Annotated in this window: 18 protein-coding genes; 7 read left to right on the forward strand and 11 right to left on the reverse strand. The window is 40.8% G+C overall.

Features of this window, described 5'->3' with window-relative positions:
* The first annotated feature begins 194 nt into the window (after positions 1–194).
* Both purL and AC4CVD_RS06050 read left to right on the forward strand, forming a co-directional pair.
* Complete coding sequence (gene purL, locus AC4CVD_RS06045) at positions 195–4,031, forward strand: phosphoribosylformylglycinamidine synthase (RefSeq protein WP_490752429.1); 3,837 nt, start codon at positions 195–197, stop codon at positions 4,029–4,031.
* Between the two features lie 224 nt (positions 4,032–4,255).
* Positions 4,256–4,384: a KGW motif small protein gene (locus AC4CVD_RS06050; protein ID WP_490752431.1), complete on the forward strand. Its 129-nt coding sequence runs from the start codon at positions 4,256–4,258 to the stop codon at positions 4,382–4,384.
* A gap of 171 nt (positions 4,385–4,555) precedes the next feature.
* Here AC4CVD_RS06050 and AC4CVD_RS06055 read toward each other — a convergent pair whose 3' ends face one another.
* Positions 4,556–4,894, reverse strand: a complete 339-nt coding sequence (locus tag AC4CVD_RS06055) for a hypothetical protein (RefSeq protein WP_234951554.1) — start codon at positions 4,892–4,894, stop codon at positions 4,556–4,558.
* A 76-nt stretch (positions 4,895–4,970) separates the two neighbouring features.
* On the opposite strand from AC4CVD_RS06055, the gene AC4CVD_RS06060 reads away from it, so the two are divergent.
* Positions 4,971–5,996: an IS30-like element ISAba125 family transposase gene (locus AC4CVD_RS06060; RefSeq protein WP_201702131.1), complete on the forward strand. Its 1,026-nt coding sequence runs from the start codon at positions 4,971–4,973 to the stop codon at positions 5,994–5,996.
* Positions 5,997–6,002: 6 nt separating this feature from the next.
* On the opposite strand, the gene AC4CVD_RS06065 is transcribed toward AC4CVD_RS06060, so the two are convergent.
* The gene (locus AC4CVD_RS06065) at positions 6,003–6,308 is read right to left on the reverse strand and encodes a hypothetical protein (protein WP_490752433.1); all 306 of its coding nucleotides are present in this window, start codon (positions 6,306–6,308) and stop codon (positions 6,003–6,005) included.
* A gap of 57 nt (positions 6,309–6,365) precedes the next feature.
* Between AC4CVD_RS06065 and AC4CVD_RS06070 the strand changes: the two genes are divergently transcribed.
* Positions 6,366–6,680 (forward strand): NGG1p interacting factor NIF3, encoded by a 315-nt coding sequence (locus AC4CVD_RS06070; protein WP_490752435.1) that lies wholly within the window; start codon positions 6,366–6,368, stop codon positions 6,678–6,680.
* Between the two features lie 232 nt (positions 6,681–6,912).
* On the opposite strand, the gene AC4CVD_RS06075 is transcribed toward AC4CVD_RS06070, so the two are convergent.
* Entirely contained in the window at positions 6,913–7,668 is a 756-nt protein-coding gene (locus AC4CVD_RS06075; protein WP_490752437.1) for a nitroreductase family protein, read from the reverse strand.
* A 103-nt stretch (positions 7,669–7,771) separates the two neighbouring features.
* A complete protein-coding gene (locus tag AC4CVD_RS06080; RefSeq protein ID WP_176537493.1) occupies positions 7,772–8,572 on the reverse strand; it encodes an enoyl-CoA hydratase-related protein in 801 nt (266 codons plus the stop codon).
* A gap of 104 nt (positions 8,573–8,676) precedes the next feature.
* On the opposite strand from AC4CVD_RS06080, the gene AC4CVD_RS06085 reads away from it, so the two are divergent.
* On the forward strand, positions 8,677–9,246 hold the full coding sequence (locus AC4CVD_RS06085) for a nicotinate-nicotinamide nucleotide adenylyltransferase (RefSeq protein ID WP_490752439.1): 570 nt from the start codon (positions 8,677–8,679) through the stop codon (positions 9,244–9,246).
* Positions 9,247–9,288: 42 nt separating this feature from the next.
* Positions 9,289–9,885, forward strand: a complete 597-nt coding sequence (locus AC4CVD_RS06090; RefSeq protein ID WP_490752441.1) for a YceI family protein — start codon at positions 9,289–9,291, stop codon at positions 9,883–9,885.
* Between the two features lie 37 nt (positions 9,886–9,922).
* Here the strand turns inward: AC4CVD_RS06090 and AC4CVD_RS06095 are convergent, their stop codons facing one another.
* Positions 9,923–10,813 (reverse strand): LysR family transcriptional regulator ArgP, encoded by an 891-nt coding sequence (locus tag AC4CVD_RS06095; RefSeq protein WP_490752443.1) that lies wholly within the window; start codon positions 10,811–10,813, stop codon positions 9,923–9,925.
* A 118-nt stretch (positions 10,814–10,931) separates the two neighbouring features.
* On the opposite strand from AC4CVD_RS06095, the gene AC4CVD_RS06100 reads away from it, so the two are divergent.
* Positions 10,932–11,531 carry a LysE/ArgO family amino acid transporter gene (locus AC4CVD_RS06100; RefSeq protein ID WP_490752445.1) on the forward strand — a complete coding sequence of 200 codons (600 nt, stop codon included), beginning with the start codon at positions 10,932–10,934 and terminating at the stop codon, positions 11,529–11,531.
* 74 nt (positions 11,532–11,605) lie between these two features.
* On the opposite strand, the gene AC4CVD_RS06105 is transcribed toward AC4CVD_RS06100, so the two are convergent.
* The 6 genes from AC4CVD_RS06105 to dapD form a co-directional block, all read right to left on the reverse strand.
* A complete protein-coding gene (locus AC4CVD_RS06105) occupies positions 11,606–12,064 on the reverse strand; it encodes a peroxiredoxin (protein ID WP_058869344.1) in 459 nt (152 codons plus the stop codon).
* A 9-nt stretch (positions 12,065–12,073) separates the two neighbouring features.
* Entirely contained in the window at positions 12,074–12,766 is a 693-nt protein-coding gene (locus AC4CVD_RS06110; RefSeq protein ID WP_236769983.1) for a Dph6-related ATP pyrophosphatase, read from the reverse strand.
* A 72-nt stretch (positions 12,767–12,838) separates the two neighbouring features.
* Complete coding sequence (locus AC4CVD_RS06115; RefSeq protein ID WP_004693833.1) at positions 12,839–13,246, reverse strand: hypothetical protein; 408 nt, start codon at positions 13,244–13,246, stop codon at positions 12,839–12,841.
* 16 nt (positions 13,247–13,262) lie between these two features.
* Positions 13,263–13,931, reverse strand: coding sequence for a 7-cyano-7-deazaguanine synthase QueC (queC, locus tag AC4CVD_RS06120; RefSeq protein WP_004980579.1), 669 nt, complete (start codon positions 13,929–13,931; stop codon positions 13,263–13,265).
* Positions 13,932–13,974: 43 nt separating this feature from the next.
* Positions 13,975–14,685, reverse strand: coding sequence for a 7-carboxy-7-deazaguanine synthase QueE (queE, locus tag AC4CVD_RS06125; protein WP_004980577.1), 711 nt, complete (start codon positions 14,683–14,685; stop codon positions 13,975–13,977).
* 95 nt (positions 14,686–14,780) lie between these two features.
* A complete protein-coding gene (gene dapD / locus AC4CVD_RS06130; protein WP_004693827.1) occupies positions 14,781–15,602 on the reverse strand; it encodes a 2,3,4,5-tetrahydropyridine-2,6-dicarboxylate N-succinyltransferase in 822 nt (273 codons plus the stop codon).
* Between the last annotated feature and the right edge of the window lie 151 nt (positions 15,603–15,753).

The following is a 15,753-nucleotide window of genomic DNA, read 5'->3' on the forward strand; positions in this document are numbered from 1 at the left end:
ATCCCTTAAAACATTTGTTACTAATCATGTTTGATTTTTAAAGTCAAAGTAAATTGATCTTTTAAAACAAAGAAATCTCACTTTTTTAAGTCGTAGACGACTAGCTGATTTTGGCAATACACAGTAGAATATGCGCTCTCTTCAAGTCACATTGAGGTAGGTTGTCTAGACCTGCCCGTGGAGCCAAAAACAGCATGTTTATCGTTGCCGGTGCACCTGCACACTCTTCTTTTAAGCAAACACAACTTTTAATACGTCTATCGTCTATTAGTTCTGTTCAATCAATAGAAAGCCAATGGGTTTACCTTTTCGACCAAGCGCTCGACGAGCAACAACAGCAATCTGCTTTGCAGTTATTAAATGATGGCGCAACCTTCCAAGTTCGCCAAGCGACAAGTGATGAAGTTCAAGTCCTTGTGACGCCACGTGTAGGCACAATTTCGCCGTGGTCATCAAAGGCAACGGATATTTTTGCCAACTGTAATACCCCGATACACCGCTTAGAACGCGGTGTTTTGTTTACTTTAAAAGGTATTTCTGAAGTATCGGATGCAGTGAAACAAGTTTTACATGACCGTATGACTGAAAGTGTGTTCAATCAAATTGAAGACGCTGCTGCATTATTTTCTGAAACTGCACCAAAGCCTTTAAACGCAATTGACATATTAGGTCAGGGTAAAGACGCTTTAGTGAAGGCGAACTCTGAGTTTGGTTTTGCGCTATCTGATGAAGAAATTGATTATTTAGTGGCTGCTTTTAACAAGCTCGGCCGTAATCCGCACGATATTGAACTAATGATGTTTGCTCAGGCAAACTCAGAGCACTGTCGTCATAAAATCTTTGGTTCTGAATGGACAATTGATGGTGAAAAACAACCATTGTCATTATTCCAAATGATTAAAAACACTTATAAAGAATCACCGACAGACGTATTGTCAGCATATAAAGACAATGCTTCGGTGATTGTTGGTTTTGATACTCAGCGTTTCTATCCGAAGAAAGATGAAGCGACTGGTCACCACGTTTATAAATACAAGAGCCAAGCCGCTCACATCCTGATGAAAGTGGAAACGCATAACCACCCAACAGCGATTGCGCCTTTTGCTGGCGCAGCGACTGGTTCGGGCGGTGAAATCCGTGATGAAGGCGCAACAGGTCGTGGTGGTAAACCAAAAGCAGGTTTGACAGGCTTTACTGTGTCTAACTTGAACATTCCGGGTTTTGAACAGCCTTGGGAAGAAAACTACGGCAAGCCATCTCGTATGGCATCTCCGCTTCAAATTATGATTGAAGGCCCATTGGGTGGTGCTGCGTTTAACAACGAATTTGGTCGTCCTGCTTTAAATGGTTACTTCCGTACATTTGAACAAAATGTAAATGGTGATCTAAAAGGCTTCCATAAGCCAATTATGATTGCTGGCGGTTACGGTAACATCCGTCCAGACCACGTGGAAAAAGATGCGATTCAACCGGGCGATTTGCTGATTGTTCTTGGTGGTCCTGCAATGCTGATCGGCCTTGGTGGCGGTGCAGCATCTTCTGTGGACAGCGGTAAACTCGGTGAAAACCTAGACTTCGCTTCTGTACAACGTGAAAACCCTGAAATGGAACGTCGTTGCCAAGAAGTGATTGATGCATGTTGGCGTATGGAAGACTTCAACCCAATCGTGTCTGTGCATGACGTGGGTGCAGGTGGTGTTTCGAACGCAATGCCTGAATTGGTGAATGACCACGAACTGGGTGCGATTCTTGATTTACGTAAGATTCCTTCGCTTGAGCCAGGCATGTCTCCAATGGAGATCTGGTCAAACGAAGCGCAAGAGCGTTATGTGTTGGCGATTCGTCCAAGTTCTTTAGAATTATTTGAATCATTATGTGCACGTGAACGTTGTCCGTTTGCCGTTTTAGGTGAAGCAACAGAAGCGCGTCAATTGACGGTGAACGATCCATTGTTTGATAACAAAGCCGTGGATATGCCAATGCAAGTCATGCTAGGTGGCACACCTCGTATGAGCCGTTCGTATGAAACGATTGAACGTCAAGGCGACGACTTTAATGCATCTAAAGTTACAGATTTGAAAGATGCGATTTACCGTGTACTTAAAAACCCAACGGTTGCATCGAAATCATTCCTGATCACCATTGGTGACCGTTCAATTACAGGTATGGTTGCACGTGATCAGTTTGTAGGTCGTTGGCAGGTTCCTGTTGCAGATGCAGCAGTAACCACAACAAGCTTACAAGGCTATACAGGTGAAGCCATGGCGATGGGTGAACGTCCACCTGTTGCCTTGTTAAATCCTGCGGCATCTGCACGTTTATCGGTTGCAGAGTCGATTTCAAATATTATGTCTGCAAAAATCGACCAGATCAGTGACATTAAATTGTCTGCAAACTGGATGGCGGCGGCAGGGCAAAAAGGTGAAGACCAAGCTTTATTCGAAGGTGTAAAAGCCATCGGTATGGAAATGTGTCCTGCACTCGGTATTGCAATTCCAGTGGGTAAAGACTCATTGTCAATGCGTACGACTTGGAATGATGAAGGCGAAGACAAATCGGTGACTTCACCGATGTCAGGTGTAATCACAGCTTTTGCGCCTGTGACTGATGTACGTAAAACCTTAACGCCTGAATTGAAAAATGAAGAATCAGTACTTGTCCGTATTGATCTTTCTAAAGGTCAGTTCCGCCTAGGTGGTTCGATCCTTGCTCAGGTTTATAAAGCCATTGGTTCAGTAACACCTGATGTGGATAGTTTTGACGACTTCAAAGCTTTCTTTGCATTGGTTCAAGACTGGAACAACCGCGGCTTAATTAAGGCTTACCACGACATCGGTGATGGTGGTTTGCTTGCAACTGTTGCGGAAATGATGTTTGCAGCACGTCTTGGTGTAGCTTTAGCAGATCAATCAACTGAAAGTCTATTTGCAGAAGAAATTGGTGCAGTGCTTCAAATCAGCGCGTCTGATTGGGAAACACTTGCAGACGAAGTTGCGGCATCTACATTACGCGATGCAATTGCGGTCATTGGTACGGTAAACAACACCGATCAATTGACGGTAAATGGCTTAGTACTTGAACGTGCAGACTTGCAAGTGGCGTGGACTGAAGTATCACATCAAATCCAACGTCTACGTGACAACGTAGAAACAGCGGATCAAGAATTTGCATTGATCACGGACAAATCACATGCTGGTATTATTGCAAAACCAACCTTTGATTTGAATGAGCCAATCGAAGCGCCGTACATCAACGAACGTCGTCCAAACATGGTGATCTTACGTGAACAAGGCGTAAATGGTCATGTTGAAATGGCTGCAGCATTCGACAAGGTGGGTTTCAACACTGTAGATGTGCACATGAGTGACTTACTCGCAGGTCGTATCAGCCTAGATGACTTTGAAGGTCTTGTGGCATGTGGTGGTTTCTCTTACGGTGACGTAATGGGTGCTGGTGGTGGCTGGGCGAAATCAGTTTTGTTCAACCCAAAACTTCGTGACCAATTTGAAAAATTCTTCAACCGTGACGAAACGTTCTCTCTTGGTATTTGCAACGGCTGTCAAATGTTGTCGCAATTGGCGCCACTGATTCCGGGGGCTGAAGCTTGGCCGCGTTTCCATCGCAACACTTCTGAGATGTTTGAAGCGCGTGCAGTTAACGTTCGTGTTGAAAAATCGAACTCTGTATTGTTGGAAGGTATGGAAGGTTCAATCCTGCCTATCGCGGTTGCACATGGTGAAGGCCGTGTAGTGACAAGCGTGGATAACTTGGCTGCATTAAATGCAGGTAATCAAGTAATCTTGCGTTATGTCGATAGCCAAGGGAACCCAACTCAGCACTATCCAATGAACCCGAATGGTTCACCAGAAGCGATTTCAGGTGTCACATCGAAAGATGGTCGTGCAACGATTATGATGCCGCACCCTGAACGTAACTTCCGTGCTGTACAGCATTCTTGGAAGCCTGAAGAGTGGACAGAAGACGGTGCGTGGTTACGTATGTTCCGCAATGCACGTAAGTTCATTGGTTAATCTGAAGTCTGTGTTTTGAAAGCCACCTTCGGGTGGCTTTTTTATTGAATCATCTTTTTTTGTTTTTTAATTTTTTATTTCTCCCGCTGATGTTGGTTTAGATTTTGCTTTTATATTTGTGTGAAAGTGATATTGTGTAATAAATGCACAAATATCATGCAAAATAGAAGAAAGATGGATTGCTAAACAATTTCAGTATCAACACTCATGTATGAGGTGATGACATGATTAAAACAGTTACATACGAAGCAGTCGATAAGTCTGCGTTGCGTAAAAAAGGATGGAAGTTGTTTGCTGTGATTTTAAGCTTGCAATTTATCTTTTTGATTTTGGGTTATGCATTGCAGATGTGATTTTAAGAATGAAGAAACCGTCGTGAGGCGGTTTTTTAATTAGGGTGATATTTACTTTTAAAGTATGAAGAATATATTCTGCAAGTGAATGAAAATACTTTGTTAGGCTGATGGGACGTCCTGTCCCACACTCTAACGAACGACATCCATTTCGCAGGTCATGTGTTTGAATTAGTCTTTGAAGATATTGTGGTAGAAGTAAAGAAATTTCTCTTGAACAGTGTATTGAGATTTCAAGTATTTTTTGTATTCATCACCCCAATGAGGTGGCTGATTGAAAATAAGAAAACCGAAGCTAAGTAAGTCCATATTAGCATTCTGAAGATCAATCGAGTTTGGAGGATAATGAGTTTGTAGTGGATCTGAAAGACGTTGCTGATGTAGTTGGTATGTTTCTTCAACGATATTGGTCAAATGGTTATTTAGTTTGGTAATAATATAAGTATATTTATCAAATTCTTGTTTAGATATTTTCCCATTATATTTTAATAAAGTAGCACGTCCAATCATTCGAGCTTGATGTTCTAAATAGGGCAGAGTAAAACTTGAAGTGCGACATAAACCACCTAATTAATTTAAAGGGTTTATGGAGTATATAAAATTGTCATACCATCATCTTAACTTTGAAGATCGTACTGCATTAATGCTTGAATCAAGAAAAGAAGGCTTTTCACCCAGAAAATTTGCTGAACTTATTAAAAGACATCCTAGTACGATCTATCGTGAACTTAAAAGAAATAGCATCAATGACGTTTATCAAGCCCGATATGCTTCTGATCACACCTTCGCTAGACGTAGACGTGGTCATAGAAAACTCAAAATCGATTCAATCCTTTGGAAATTTATTGTTGAAGCGATCCGTTGTTTATGGTCTCCTCAGCAAATAGCAAAGCGTTTAAAGACATTTCCTGATTTGGATCAAACAATGAATGTAAGCCATACAACGATTTACTCAACTATACGAGCATTACCAAAGGGTGAGTTGAAAAAAGACTTATTATCCTGTCTGCGTCATGAAAATAAAAAGCGAAAAGCTAACGGTGAACCTAAAAAAGATTCTATATTACAGGATATTAAAACTATTCATGAGCGCCCAGCCGAAGTTCAAGAAAGAAAAATACCGGGTCATTGGGAAGCCGATTTAATTAAAGGTAAAGACAATAAAAGTTCGATAGCAACACTTATTGAACGAAATACACGGCTCTGTATCTTGGCAACATTACCTGATGCAAAGGCAGAATCCGTGCGCAAGGCTTTAACTGAAGCTCTGAAATATTTACCTGCAGAACTGCGTAAAACGTTGACCTATGACCGTGGACGTGAGATGTCAGAACATAAAATACTCGAAGAAGATTTAGGCATAGATGTATATTTCTGTGACCCACATTCACCCTGGCAAAAAGGCACATGCGAAAATATGAATGGTTTAATTAGGCAATATTTACCTAAAGGGATTGATTTAAATCAGGCAGATCAGCATTATTTAAATCAAGTTGCCATGTCACTGAATACTCGTCCTAGAAAAGCGTTAGATTGGCTTACACCATTAGAGAAATTTGCTCAGCTTGTTGATTATCATAAGGCTTTTGAAACTGTCGCACCTCATGTTTGAATTCGCCTAGGTTTGATCCAGTATGCCTAGTATTTCTAAACCGAGTTCAGTATTGTTTTTATCTTTAAAAAAATCTTTAATAAAATCAGGTTTATTAGTTTCTGTTTCTTGAATAAAAGCTAAAAGCTGTTTTTGTTCCTTAAGCGTTCGAAATTGTGTATAAGCCTGAATTGAACTGCTAATAAGCGATGCAAAGGGAATGGACTTAACGGCATCTTCTAAAAAAGTATTAGCAGTTTTAAAGAGTATTTCATCTGCAAGATTTTCAGTTGCGGTGAAAGCTAAATCTATTTTTGAATTTTTATTAGACATTGTACTAACCACTTCATATTATTATTTTTATATTAATGAAATACAACTTAAATAGAAATGCTTAAACTGATCTACTATGTCCCTGAATCCCATCTTGAAAACACTAAACTTGCGATTTTTGAAGCAGGCGCCGGAGGTATAGGAAACTATGAACACTGTGCTTGGCAGGTCTTAGGTACAGGCCAGTTTAAACCTGTAAAAGGAGCAAATCCGTTTATAGGTGAGGTGGATGCTTTGGAGCAAGTCCTAGAGTGGCGGGTAGAAACCATTGTTCCAGAGGAGAAAGCTGTCGCTGTGGCAAAGGCTTTAAAATTAATTCATCCCTATGAAGAACCCGCTTTTGAGTTTATTCAGATGGTCGATGTTCTTTAATGGTGAATCTAAAAATATATTTGAGACACGTTAACGGCATTCGCAACTGTTTGAGGCAGGACTTAATTGATCAGATAAAGTTTCTGCGACTAAATTGATAAACGGCGGAATAGAACGAGTTTTGCGAATGACAATGGTTTTGCCTACTTTTCCCGAAAGAAAAGTAGGTCGAACCGAAGGTTAATCCTGAAATTAAAACTTTAATGAAAGGATTCCATTGAGAAAACTCATATTAAACCTTCTGAATAAATAACTCACGATCAAAACGATACTGCGGGAAAAACACACCGTCTTCTGCACGCTCACCTGCACCAATCACCATCACAGGGTATTGTTGATCATTCAGATTTAACAGTTTACGTACCAAAGGCTCATCAAAACCTTCCATCATACAACTATCGAAACCATAGGCACGTAAAGCTAGCACTAGGTTCTCGCAAGCTAAAGCTGTGGTTTTACTTGCCCAAAGTTTAGCATCGGCTTGAGTAAACGCGGTTACAGGCAGTTGTTTATCTAAGCTACGTGCTATTTTGAAAGCCACTTTCTTAAAGTTACCCAGTGCATTTAAGTAACCTGTCTTATAGTTATAAGGAATGAATTTATAATATTTCTGTACAGCTGCAGGCGCTTCAGGAAAAGGGAACTCTGTAATGTTGCGTTTTGCCATTTCATCATTACGGTCTGTACGCGCGACACACACGATCAGTTCTGATGCGGTTTTTGCCGCAAGCTGATTTAGGCAAGCTTTGACCAGTTGTTTTTTCTTAGTTGGGTTTTGCACCACATAAAAAGTCCAAGGCTGTAGATTAGATGAGTTTGGTGCAAGTAGGGCCAAATCTAAACAGTCATCAAGCACTTCAGTTGGAATTTCTTTTTTGGTAAATTTGCGAACCGAACGGCGGCTTTGGATGACTTTTTTAAAATTTTCGACATCGATGTCTTGTGGCGCAGGCTCAAAGTAACGCTTTTTTTCTGTAGTGTTTGACATAAGAAGTTTTCCGAATAGGTTCTTAAATATGTTGGGACGGAAAATAAAAAAACCACTGTGTAATATGAAACACAGTGGTTTTTAGTCATTCAGCGCTCAAGGATTAGTTGAACTGGGTGAAATCAGGTTTACGTTTTTGCATAAATGCTGATACGGCTTCCATCATTTCTGGAGAGCCGACACGATCCATGAAAATTTCAGCTTCATGATCAATCCAAGCCACAATTTCATTTACATTGTGCTTCATCAATGCCTTAGACTGCACTAAAGAGGCTAAGGGTAAAGCAGACAATTGTGCCGCTTTTTTTGCAGCTGCTGCATAGACATCATCTTCAATACGGTTCACAAGGTTTGCAGAAACCGCCGTTGCACTGTCAAACTTCTGAGCGGTCAGCAGTAATTCAGCAGCTTTGTGGTAGCCCGCTTGTTCTACTAATAATTTGCTTGAAGCACCTTCTGGAGATAAACCAAGGCTAACAAATGGAATCTGGAATAGGGCAGTGTTGTCACTATAAACCAAGTCACAATGTAACAGGATCGTTACCCCAATACCAATCGCCACACCACGTACAGCCGCAATCAACGGTTTAGAAAATTTTGCCGCAGATTTAAGTAAAATAAATGGAGGGCCTTCAGCCGCAGGTGCTTGACCTTTTTGCGCTGCAGATTTCATAAAATCTTGCATGTCGTTGCCTGCAGTAAAGTCCGCATCTTCACCACGTAGAATGACAGCACGAACACTATTGTCTAGATCTGCTTCATCTAAAGCTTTTGCGATCCATAAATAAAGTTCGCCATACAACGCATTCTTTGCTTCAGGACGGTGAATGGCTAATGTCAGTACGCCATTGTCTAATTTTGCATTCAAATGTTGATGAGGTTGTTGAATACAGCTCAGTGTCATCGTACTATCCTTGCTAGAAAGTTTGGTTTAATTTTATGGACTCATTATGTCGCATAATTTTATGATCGACACAACTGACCAGTTCATAAAAAAGTAAAAGATTTATGCCATATACATTTGATTATCTCGTATTCATTGGTCGCTTCCAGCCATTTCACTTGGCACATATGCAAACCATCAAGATTGCTTTAGAGCAAAGTCAAAATGTCATTTTGGCTTTAGGCTCTGCGCAAAATGAACGAAATACGAAAAATCCATTTTTAGTATCTGAACGTGAAGAAATGATTTTATCGAACTTTTCAGAAGCACATCAAAAACGGATTCACTTTGTACATGTAATTGATGTTTATAATGATGTTAAATGGGTGCAATTGGTAAAAAAATTAGTGAATCATGTAGTCACACCTGAGGCGAAGGTTGGACTGATTGGCCATTTTAAAGATGATTCCTCGTATTATTTACAGCTTTTTCCTGAGTGGCAAATGGTTGAGCTTGATAGCCTACAAGATGCGATGTCTGCAACCCCCGTTCGTGAAGCTTATTATCGTGGGGAAATTTTAGAGCAGGCATTTCCATTGGGAACCAGTGAGTTTTTACATAAATTCCAACAAAGTGAAATATATAAACAGTTACAACACAAATTTTTAACTCAGGACCCATCCAATTTAGACTAAGGTTCTCAGTCGAATAAAAAATTTCGACAAGGATCAAGTTCAATGGATAGAAAACAACAGACGAATCAGATTGCAAGTCATGTAGTCATTAAAAATGCTTTGCTGATTGTAGGTGTTACATTTGCATTCAGCACTCAAGTACAAGCCCAGTCATGGACATTGACGCCTCAGAGTAATGTAGGCTTTGAAATTAAATCCTTGGGTGTAACCGTTGTAAGAGCTAAGTTTAATCGGGTGCAATCCAGCATGCAGTTTGATGCCAAAGCACCACAGCATGCTTCGACGAATTTTGTCATGGATGTAAATAGCCTAAGCTTGAGCAAGCCTTCACTGAAAAATATGATTTTGGGTGAAGATTTGTTTTATGCATCTAAGTACAAAAGCGCCAATTTTAAAAGCACCAGTTTTAAAGACTTGGGTGGTGGTCAATATAATATTGTCGGAAACTTAACACTTCGCGGCATTACCAAGCCAGTTAGCTTTAGCACCACACTAAAACCGAGTGCCAATAATGCCAATCTACTGGATGTCCAGTCCTCCGCCGTGATTAACCGAAGTGACTTTGGCATGAAAAAAGCCATTGGAGGTGTAGGCGAAAAAGTGAATATTCAACTGTCAGGGCAGTGGAAAGTGCAATAGAGGCTTCATATCTTAAAGACCTACATTCAGGTCTTGTTTAATTCATCGCTGCGTGAGCCTGTTCAATCAAGAGATCTGTTAGCAGATTTAACTGCATTGACTGCTGTTTCCAATGATGCCAATACAAAGGCAAATCGATATTGAGTTGAGGATCTACCTCAACCAATGAGCCATCCTGCAAACGCGGTTTGGCTTGGTAATAGGGCAACCAACCGTAGCCGAGTCCCATCGTAACCGCATCAAAAAATGCACTGGAAGACGGAATAAAGTGATGTGGATATTGAGTTGGATTGAGTCCAAACTTTTGTTGGATATACGAGGTGTGGAGTTGATCTTTTGCGTTAAAGATCAGTGCAGGAGCTGCACGTAGAGACTCTCGGTTAACGCCTTGTTTAAACCATTGCTGTGCAAAAGTTGGCGTGGCGACAAAACGATAGTTCATATCGCCAATGTATTCGGCTACACAGCCTTTCATGGCTTGTGATTCATCTGTCACGCAGGCATTCACCAAACCGGCTTCAAGTAAGTGATGGGTTTGCGATTGGTCATCAACCTGAAAATGCACCACGATCTTTTGTTCAATTAATGTTGACTGTAGCAATGGCAACAGCCATGTCGCTAAGGAGTCGGCATTGGTTGCAATGTTGATTTGATAAAAAGCAGAGGTGTTCATATGACCCGTGAGGTTCTGAATGAAACTTTGCTCTAACAGTCGGCTATGTTGCAAATAATGTAGCAGCGATTGACCTGCTTGTGTCGGGCGGCAAGGTCTTTCCCGCACAATTAATAAATGTCCCAAACTTTTTTCTAGGCTTTGTACGCGTAAAGTGACGGCTGAAGCAGTAATGCATAGCTGTTCAGCAGCAAGGTCAAAACTTCCTGTTTCTGCCACAGCTAAAAATGCGTCGCACTGTTTATGATTCAGCATATCGGGACTCACTTTAAGCTAAAAATATTTTAGTTAGATTGATATTTTCTAAATAATACTTAATTTAACTAAAAATGAAAGATAATCCTGACATCATCAATTAAGTTGAAAAGTCAAAATGTTAAGTACATATGTACAAGGGCTTGCAGTCGGGATGAGCCTCATTATTGCCATTGGTGCTCAAAATGCATTCGTGCTAAAACAGGGGCTTAAAAAGCAGTTTGTTTTTTGGGTGTGTTTTGTCTGTGCATTGTCGGATTCGATTTTAATTGTCTTGGGCGTTTCGGGTTTTTCAAAAGTGCTTCAGCACTATCCTGAAATTATTCAGTTTGCCAAATGGGCGGGGGCACTTTTCCTGTTTTGTTACGGATTCCAACATGCACTGCGGGCATTCAAATCACAGCAGGGCTTGGAGGCAAGTTCCATTGAAAAGCATCATCTAGTGAATATTGTTTTGCTGTGTTTGGCGCTGACTTGGCTTAATCCGCATGTGTATTTGGATACGGTTATTTTACTAGGTTCTATTTCAACACAGTTTGAGCAACCTGCGTACTTTGCTCTAGGGGCTGTGTGTGCATCTTGGTTGTTTTTCTTTGCTTTGGGCTATGGTGCTCGTGTGCTTATCCCCATTTTTGCAAATCCGAAAGCGTGGAATGTACTGGATGGGATCATCGCGTTGGTGATGTGGGGAATCGCCATTTCACTGCTTGCGAAATAAAAAGCATGTGCAATAAAAAACAATAAATTAAAAAATCACAAAAAACAAAGCCCGCATCTGCGGGCTTATGTACATTAAGCTTGTAATGCTTTTAAGTCTTCTAAAACTTGTTCAGCATGTCCCGCAGCTTTTACCTTACGATACTCTTTAACCAGCTTACCGTTATGGAAAATAAAAGTTGAGCGCTCAATACCCATCACTTTTTTACCATACATATTTTTTTCTTTAATCACATCAAAGTGTTTACACAGCACTTCTTCTTTGTCGCTAATTAAATTAATGGTTAAAGCCTGCTTTTCTGTAAAATTCTGGTGCGCTTTAACCGAGTCACGTGAAACACCAATGATCGTGGTTTGTAAGGCATCAAACTGATCTTTTAAACATGAAAAACCAACGGCTTGAGTTGTGCAGCCTGGCGTTGAATCTTTCGGGTAAAAATACACAATTAGCCACTCAGTCGGCACTTCAGTTAAGTTTATTTCACCTGTTGTGGCTGGAAAGTTCTGATTTGGAAGTTGGATCGTATCAGTCATGTTCTATCCTTAAATGTCGCGGTGTTCTAATTCAAGTGGTAAAAAGGCATAATTTTCGTGATACAGAATATCACCTTTAACGACTGAAAGTGGATGTTTGAAAATTGGGCCATCAATCACCGTAGTGTGGAATTCACCTGCTTCACCACATGGATCAATGCCTCTTGCAACCAGTTTATCGACATATTCAAGGCTAAGTACTTGACCTAAGTCTTCAGCCTTCATGCCTAAGTTTAAGTTGACCGTAACGATGATGCTTTGAAAACCAAGCTGAATAAGCTCATGCACAATGTCTGAACGTGGACGTTGCCACAGGGGCATACATAAGCTGAGCTCACTTTTATCGCAAACGGATTGATTCCATTCAGCATGTGCCATTAAATCAATATCACCTGTGACTAAACTTTCTGCTCCAAGAGCTTGAGCTTTTCGTAACAGTTGAATGAACTGGTTTTCATAGTCTTGCCATGTCGCAGAGGCACTGTAGATGGGAAGTCCAATTGCTTTTGCCTGTGCATGAATAATATCGAGAGACATTCCATGTGAGCGTGATTTCAGACCTTGCTCTTCTAACATGACAATTAATGCAACAGGTTCACCCATTTGCATCGCTTGGTATAAAGCAAGGCTGCTGTCTTTTCCACCACTATATGACGCAACAAATTTGCGATTTTGGGCGCGTGTATTCCATTGGGTGAGCATATTTTCAGATTCTATCTATTTTGAACATATAAAAAAGCCTGCATAGAGCAGGCTTTATTCACATTCAGTGAATTATTTTTTCGGAGCAGCTTTCATTGCTTCTTCAGTTAAAGATTTTAATTTACCTGTTAACTGTGGACCGAAACATGTTTGCAAGTCTTTATTTTGCTTTTGTACAAAAGCTAAAGTAGATGGGCTTTTCTTTTGGTTGATCGCACTTTGGATTTCCCATTTTTGTGCATTGGTCAACTTACCATCAGCTTCAACTGCACAAGTACAGTATTTACTTACTTCTGCTGCGCTAAGCTTTTTGCTTTTTGCAGTTTCTTCTTTACAAACATTAATTAATGCCGATTTTACATTGCTGCTTTTATACGCTTCTTGTAATTTGTTCGATTCAGCAGCATTTGAAGCTGTAGCGAACAATGCAGCTGCAGACACCAATGTAGAAAGCAAAATGTTTGATTTTAAATTTTTCATAAACTGTACCTTGTCGTTACGGTATATAACGCGTTGGGTCTGCTACGCCAGCATCTGCAAAACCTTCTTTACGAAGACGGCAACTGTCGCATTTCCCACAAGCACGTCCTTGGTCATCTGCTTGGTAGCAAGACACCGTTTGACTATAGTCTACGCCATGTTCTATACCTAAGCGAATAATATTTGCTTTGGATAAATGTAACAGAGGTGTTTCAAATTTAAGAGGTTTTCCTTCAACGCCAACCTTGGTTGCAAGGCGAGCCATGTTGGCAAATGCCTCAATAAATTCAGGTCGACAGTCAGGATACCCTGAATAATCAACAGCATTAATACCAATCACAATGGCTTCGGCATCTAAAACTTCTGCTGCTGCTAGGGCATAAGATAAGAAAATCGTGTTACGTGCTGGAACATAAGTTACAGGAATACCGACTTGTTCATGATCTGGAACATCAATGCTATGGTCTGTTAACGCAGAACCACCCAAATTACCTAAGTCGATATTAATGACACGATGTTCTACGCCTGCTTTTTTCGCAAGTTCGCGTGCAGCATCGAGCTCAGTGGTTGAGCGTTGACCATACATAAAGCTGAGCGCTGTACAGTCATACTGTGCTTGCGCCCATGCTAAACAAGTTGTTGAGTCTAAACCGCCAGATAACAAAACTATGGCACGAGGGCGCATACAACTTTCTCCAAATATAAATTAAAGATGAATAGGCAATGTATTAGCGACCAGTTTCGTCATTCCAAAGCAACTTGTGGAGTTGGAGTTGGAAGCAAACAGGGAGATGGTCTTCTAATATCCATTGCGCTAAGTCACGCGCAAGTTGAGGTAAACGAGCAGCACCTTTCTCAACCGCAAAAGCAGGAGAGAACCATACTGTGCTGACTTTTTCATTGAGTTTATAGTCTTCAACTTGCTGTTTTGACCATTCATAATCTTCACGGTTACAAATTACAAATTTGATTTGGTCGTGCTGGGTTAAATGGTCGAGATTCGAAAGCAAATTTCGTGCAACTTCACCTGAAGTTGGGGTTTTCAAATCTAATACTTTTGAAACACGTGGGTCAACCTTAGACACATCTAAAGCGCCACTGGTTTCTAAAGAGACTGCACAACCGAGGTCAGCAAGACGTTGCATTAAAGGCAACGCATTGGGCTGTGCAAGAGGTTCACCACCTGTCACGCAGACATAAGGGGTTTTAAAATCAAGTGTGGTTTGAATAATCTGATCTAAAGATTGGCGTTCGCCACCTTCAAACGAGTAGGTCGTATCGCAGTATGTACAACGTAGTGGACAACCCGTTAAACGAATAAAAACTGTTGGCAGTCCTGAGGTGTTGGCTTCTCCTTGCAAAGAATAAAAGATCTCCGTGATACGTAGACCCGCAGAAGGATCAGAAACAGGGATAGCAGAAGATCGAAGCGTATTCATAGCAAAATTAAACCACAGGTTAGAAAAACAAAAATCTCTACGGCTAGTCTTAACCGTAGAGATGAGGAACTTGAGTTCCGCACGACAACGAAAAATTATTCGTCGCGTAGTAAATCGTTCAAGCTCGTTTTAGAACGTGTTTGTGCATCTACTTTTTTCACGATGATTGCAGCATACAGGCTGTAAGTACCGCATTTAGAAGGTAAGCTACCTGCAACTACAACAGAACCTGCTGGTACACGGCCGTAGTGAATTTCGCCAGTTGCACGGTCAAAAATCTTAGTCGATTGACCAATGAACACGCCCATAGAAATTACAGAACCTTCTTCTACGATCACGCCTTCTACGATTTCAGAACGTGCACCGATGAAGCAGTTGTCTTCAATAATCGTTGGGTTGGCTTGAAGTGGCTCAAGAACACCACCAATACCTACACCACCAGATAAGTGAACGTTTTTACCAATTTGAGCACATGAACCAACAGTTGCCCATGTGTCAACCATGGTGCCTTCGTCAACATATGCACCAATGTTGACATAAGAAGGCATTAACACCACGTTTTTCGCTTGGAAAGAGCCTTTACGTGCAACCGCAGGAGGAACAACACGTACGCCAGCCGCTTTAAACTGTTCTTCAGTCCAACCTGTAAATTTGGTATCTACTTTGTCGTAGAATTGAAGGTCACATGACTCAATTGGTTTGTTGTCATTTAGTTTGAATGATAAAAGCACAGCTTTTTTCACCCATTGATGAACAACCCACTCACCATCAATTTTTTCAGCAACACGTAATGTCCCGTTATCTAAACCAGCAATGACTTCTTCAACTGCTGCACGAACTTCAGCAGGACAGTCCGCTGCTGTAAAATTCGCACGGTCTTCAAACGCTTGTTCAATAATTGTTGAAAGCTGAGACATGATCTTCCTTCCAGAAAAAAAATTTTCCTGATTTTACACTAAATTGTGCAGAGGATAGATGAAAAAACAGCATAGGATCGGAAATAATAATGAATGATTGGAAATAAGACTTTTAGAGCTGTTTGAGTAGAGGTGTTAAGTAAAGAATTGC

Source organism: Acinetobacter sp. LipI_23, from assembly GCF_058243045.1.

Bases quoted from the DNA above. Each gene is read 5' to 3' on its own strand.
- purL (WP_490752429.1), top strand. From the start codon at position 195: ATGTTTATCGTTGCCGGTGCACCTGCACACTCTTCTTTTAAGCAAACA.
- AC4CVD_RS06050 (WP_490752431.1), top strand. From the start codon at position 4,256: ATGATTAAAACAGTTACATACGAAGCAGTCGATAAGTCTGCGTTGCGT.
- AC4CVD_RS06055 (WP_234951554.1), bottom strand. From the start codon at position 4,894: ATGATTGGACGTGCTACTTTATTAAAATATAATGGGAAAATATCTAAA.
- AC4CVD_RS06060 (WP_201702131.1), top strand. From the start codon at position 4,971: ATGGAGTATATAAAATTGTCATACCATCATCTTAACTTTGAAGATCGT.
- AC4CVD_RS06065 (WP_490752433.1), bottom strand. From the start codon at position 6,308: ATGTCTAATAAAAATTCAAAAATAGATTTAGCTTTCACCGCAACTGAA.
- AC4CVD_RS06070 (WP_490752435.1), top strand. From the start codon at position 6,366: ATGCTTAAACTGATCTACTATGTCCCTGAATCCCATCTTGAAAACACT.
- AC4CVD_RS06075 (WP_490752437.1), bottom strand. From the start codon at position 7,668: ATGTCAAACACTACAGAAAAAAAGCGTTACTTTGAGCCTGCGCCACAA.
- AC4CVD_RS06080 (WP_176537493.1), bottom strand. From the start codon at position 8,572: ATGACACTGAGCTGTATTCAACAACCTCATCAACATTTGAATGCAAAA.
- AC4CVD_RS06085 (WP_490752439.1), top strand. From the start codon at position 8,677: ATGCCATATACATTTGATTATCTCGTATTCATTGGTCGCTTCCAGCCA.
- AC4CVD_RS06090 (WP_490752441.1), top strand. From the start codon at position 9,289: ATGGATAGAAAACAACAGACGAATCAGATTGCAAGTCATGTAGTCATT.
- AC4CVD_RS06095 (WP_490752443.1), bottom strand. From the start codon at position 10,813: ATGCTGAATCATAAACAGTGCGACGCATTTTTAGCTGTGGCAGAAACA.
- AC4CVD_RS06100 (WP_490752445.1), top strand. From the start codon at position 10,932: ATGTTAAGTACATATGTACAAGGGCTTGCAGTCGGGATGAGCCTCATT.
- AC4CVD_RS06105 (WP_058869344.1), bottom strand. From the start codon at position 12,064: ATGACTGATACGATCCAACTTCCAAATCAGAACTTTCCAGCCACAACA.
- AC4CVD_RS06110 (WP_236769983.1), bottom strand. From the start codon at position 12,766: ATGCTCACCCAATGGAATACACGCGCCCAAAATCGCAAATTTGTTGCG.
- AC4CVD_RS06115 (WP_004693833.1), bottom strand. From the start codon at position 13,246: ATGAAAAATTTAAAATCAAACATTTTGCTTTCTACATTGGTGTCTGCA.
- queC (WP_004980579.1), bottom strand. From the start codon at position 13,931: ATGCGCCCTCGTGCCATAGTTTTGTTATCTGGCGGTTTAGACTCAACA.
- queE (WP_004980577.1), bottom strand. From the start codon at position 14,685: ATGAATACGCTTCGATCTTCTGCTATCCCTGTTTCTGATCCTTCTGCG.
- dapD (WP_004693827.1), bottom strand. From the start codon at position 15,602: ATGTCTCAGCTTTCAACAATTATTGAACAAGCGTTTGAAGACCGTGCG.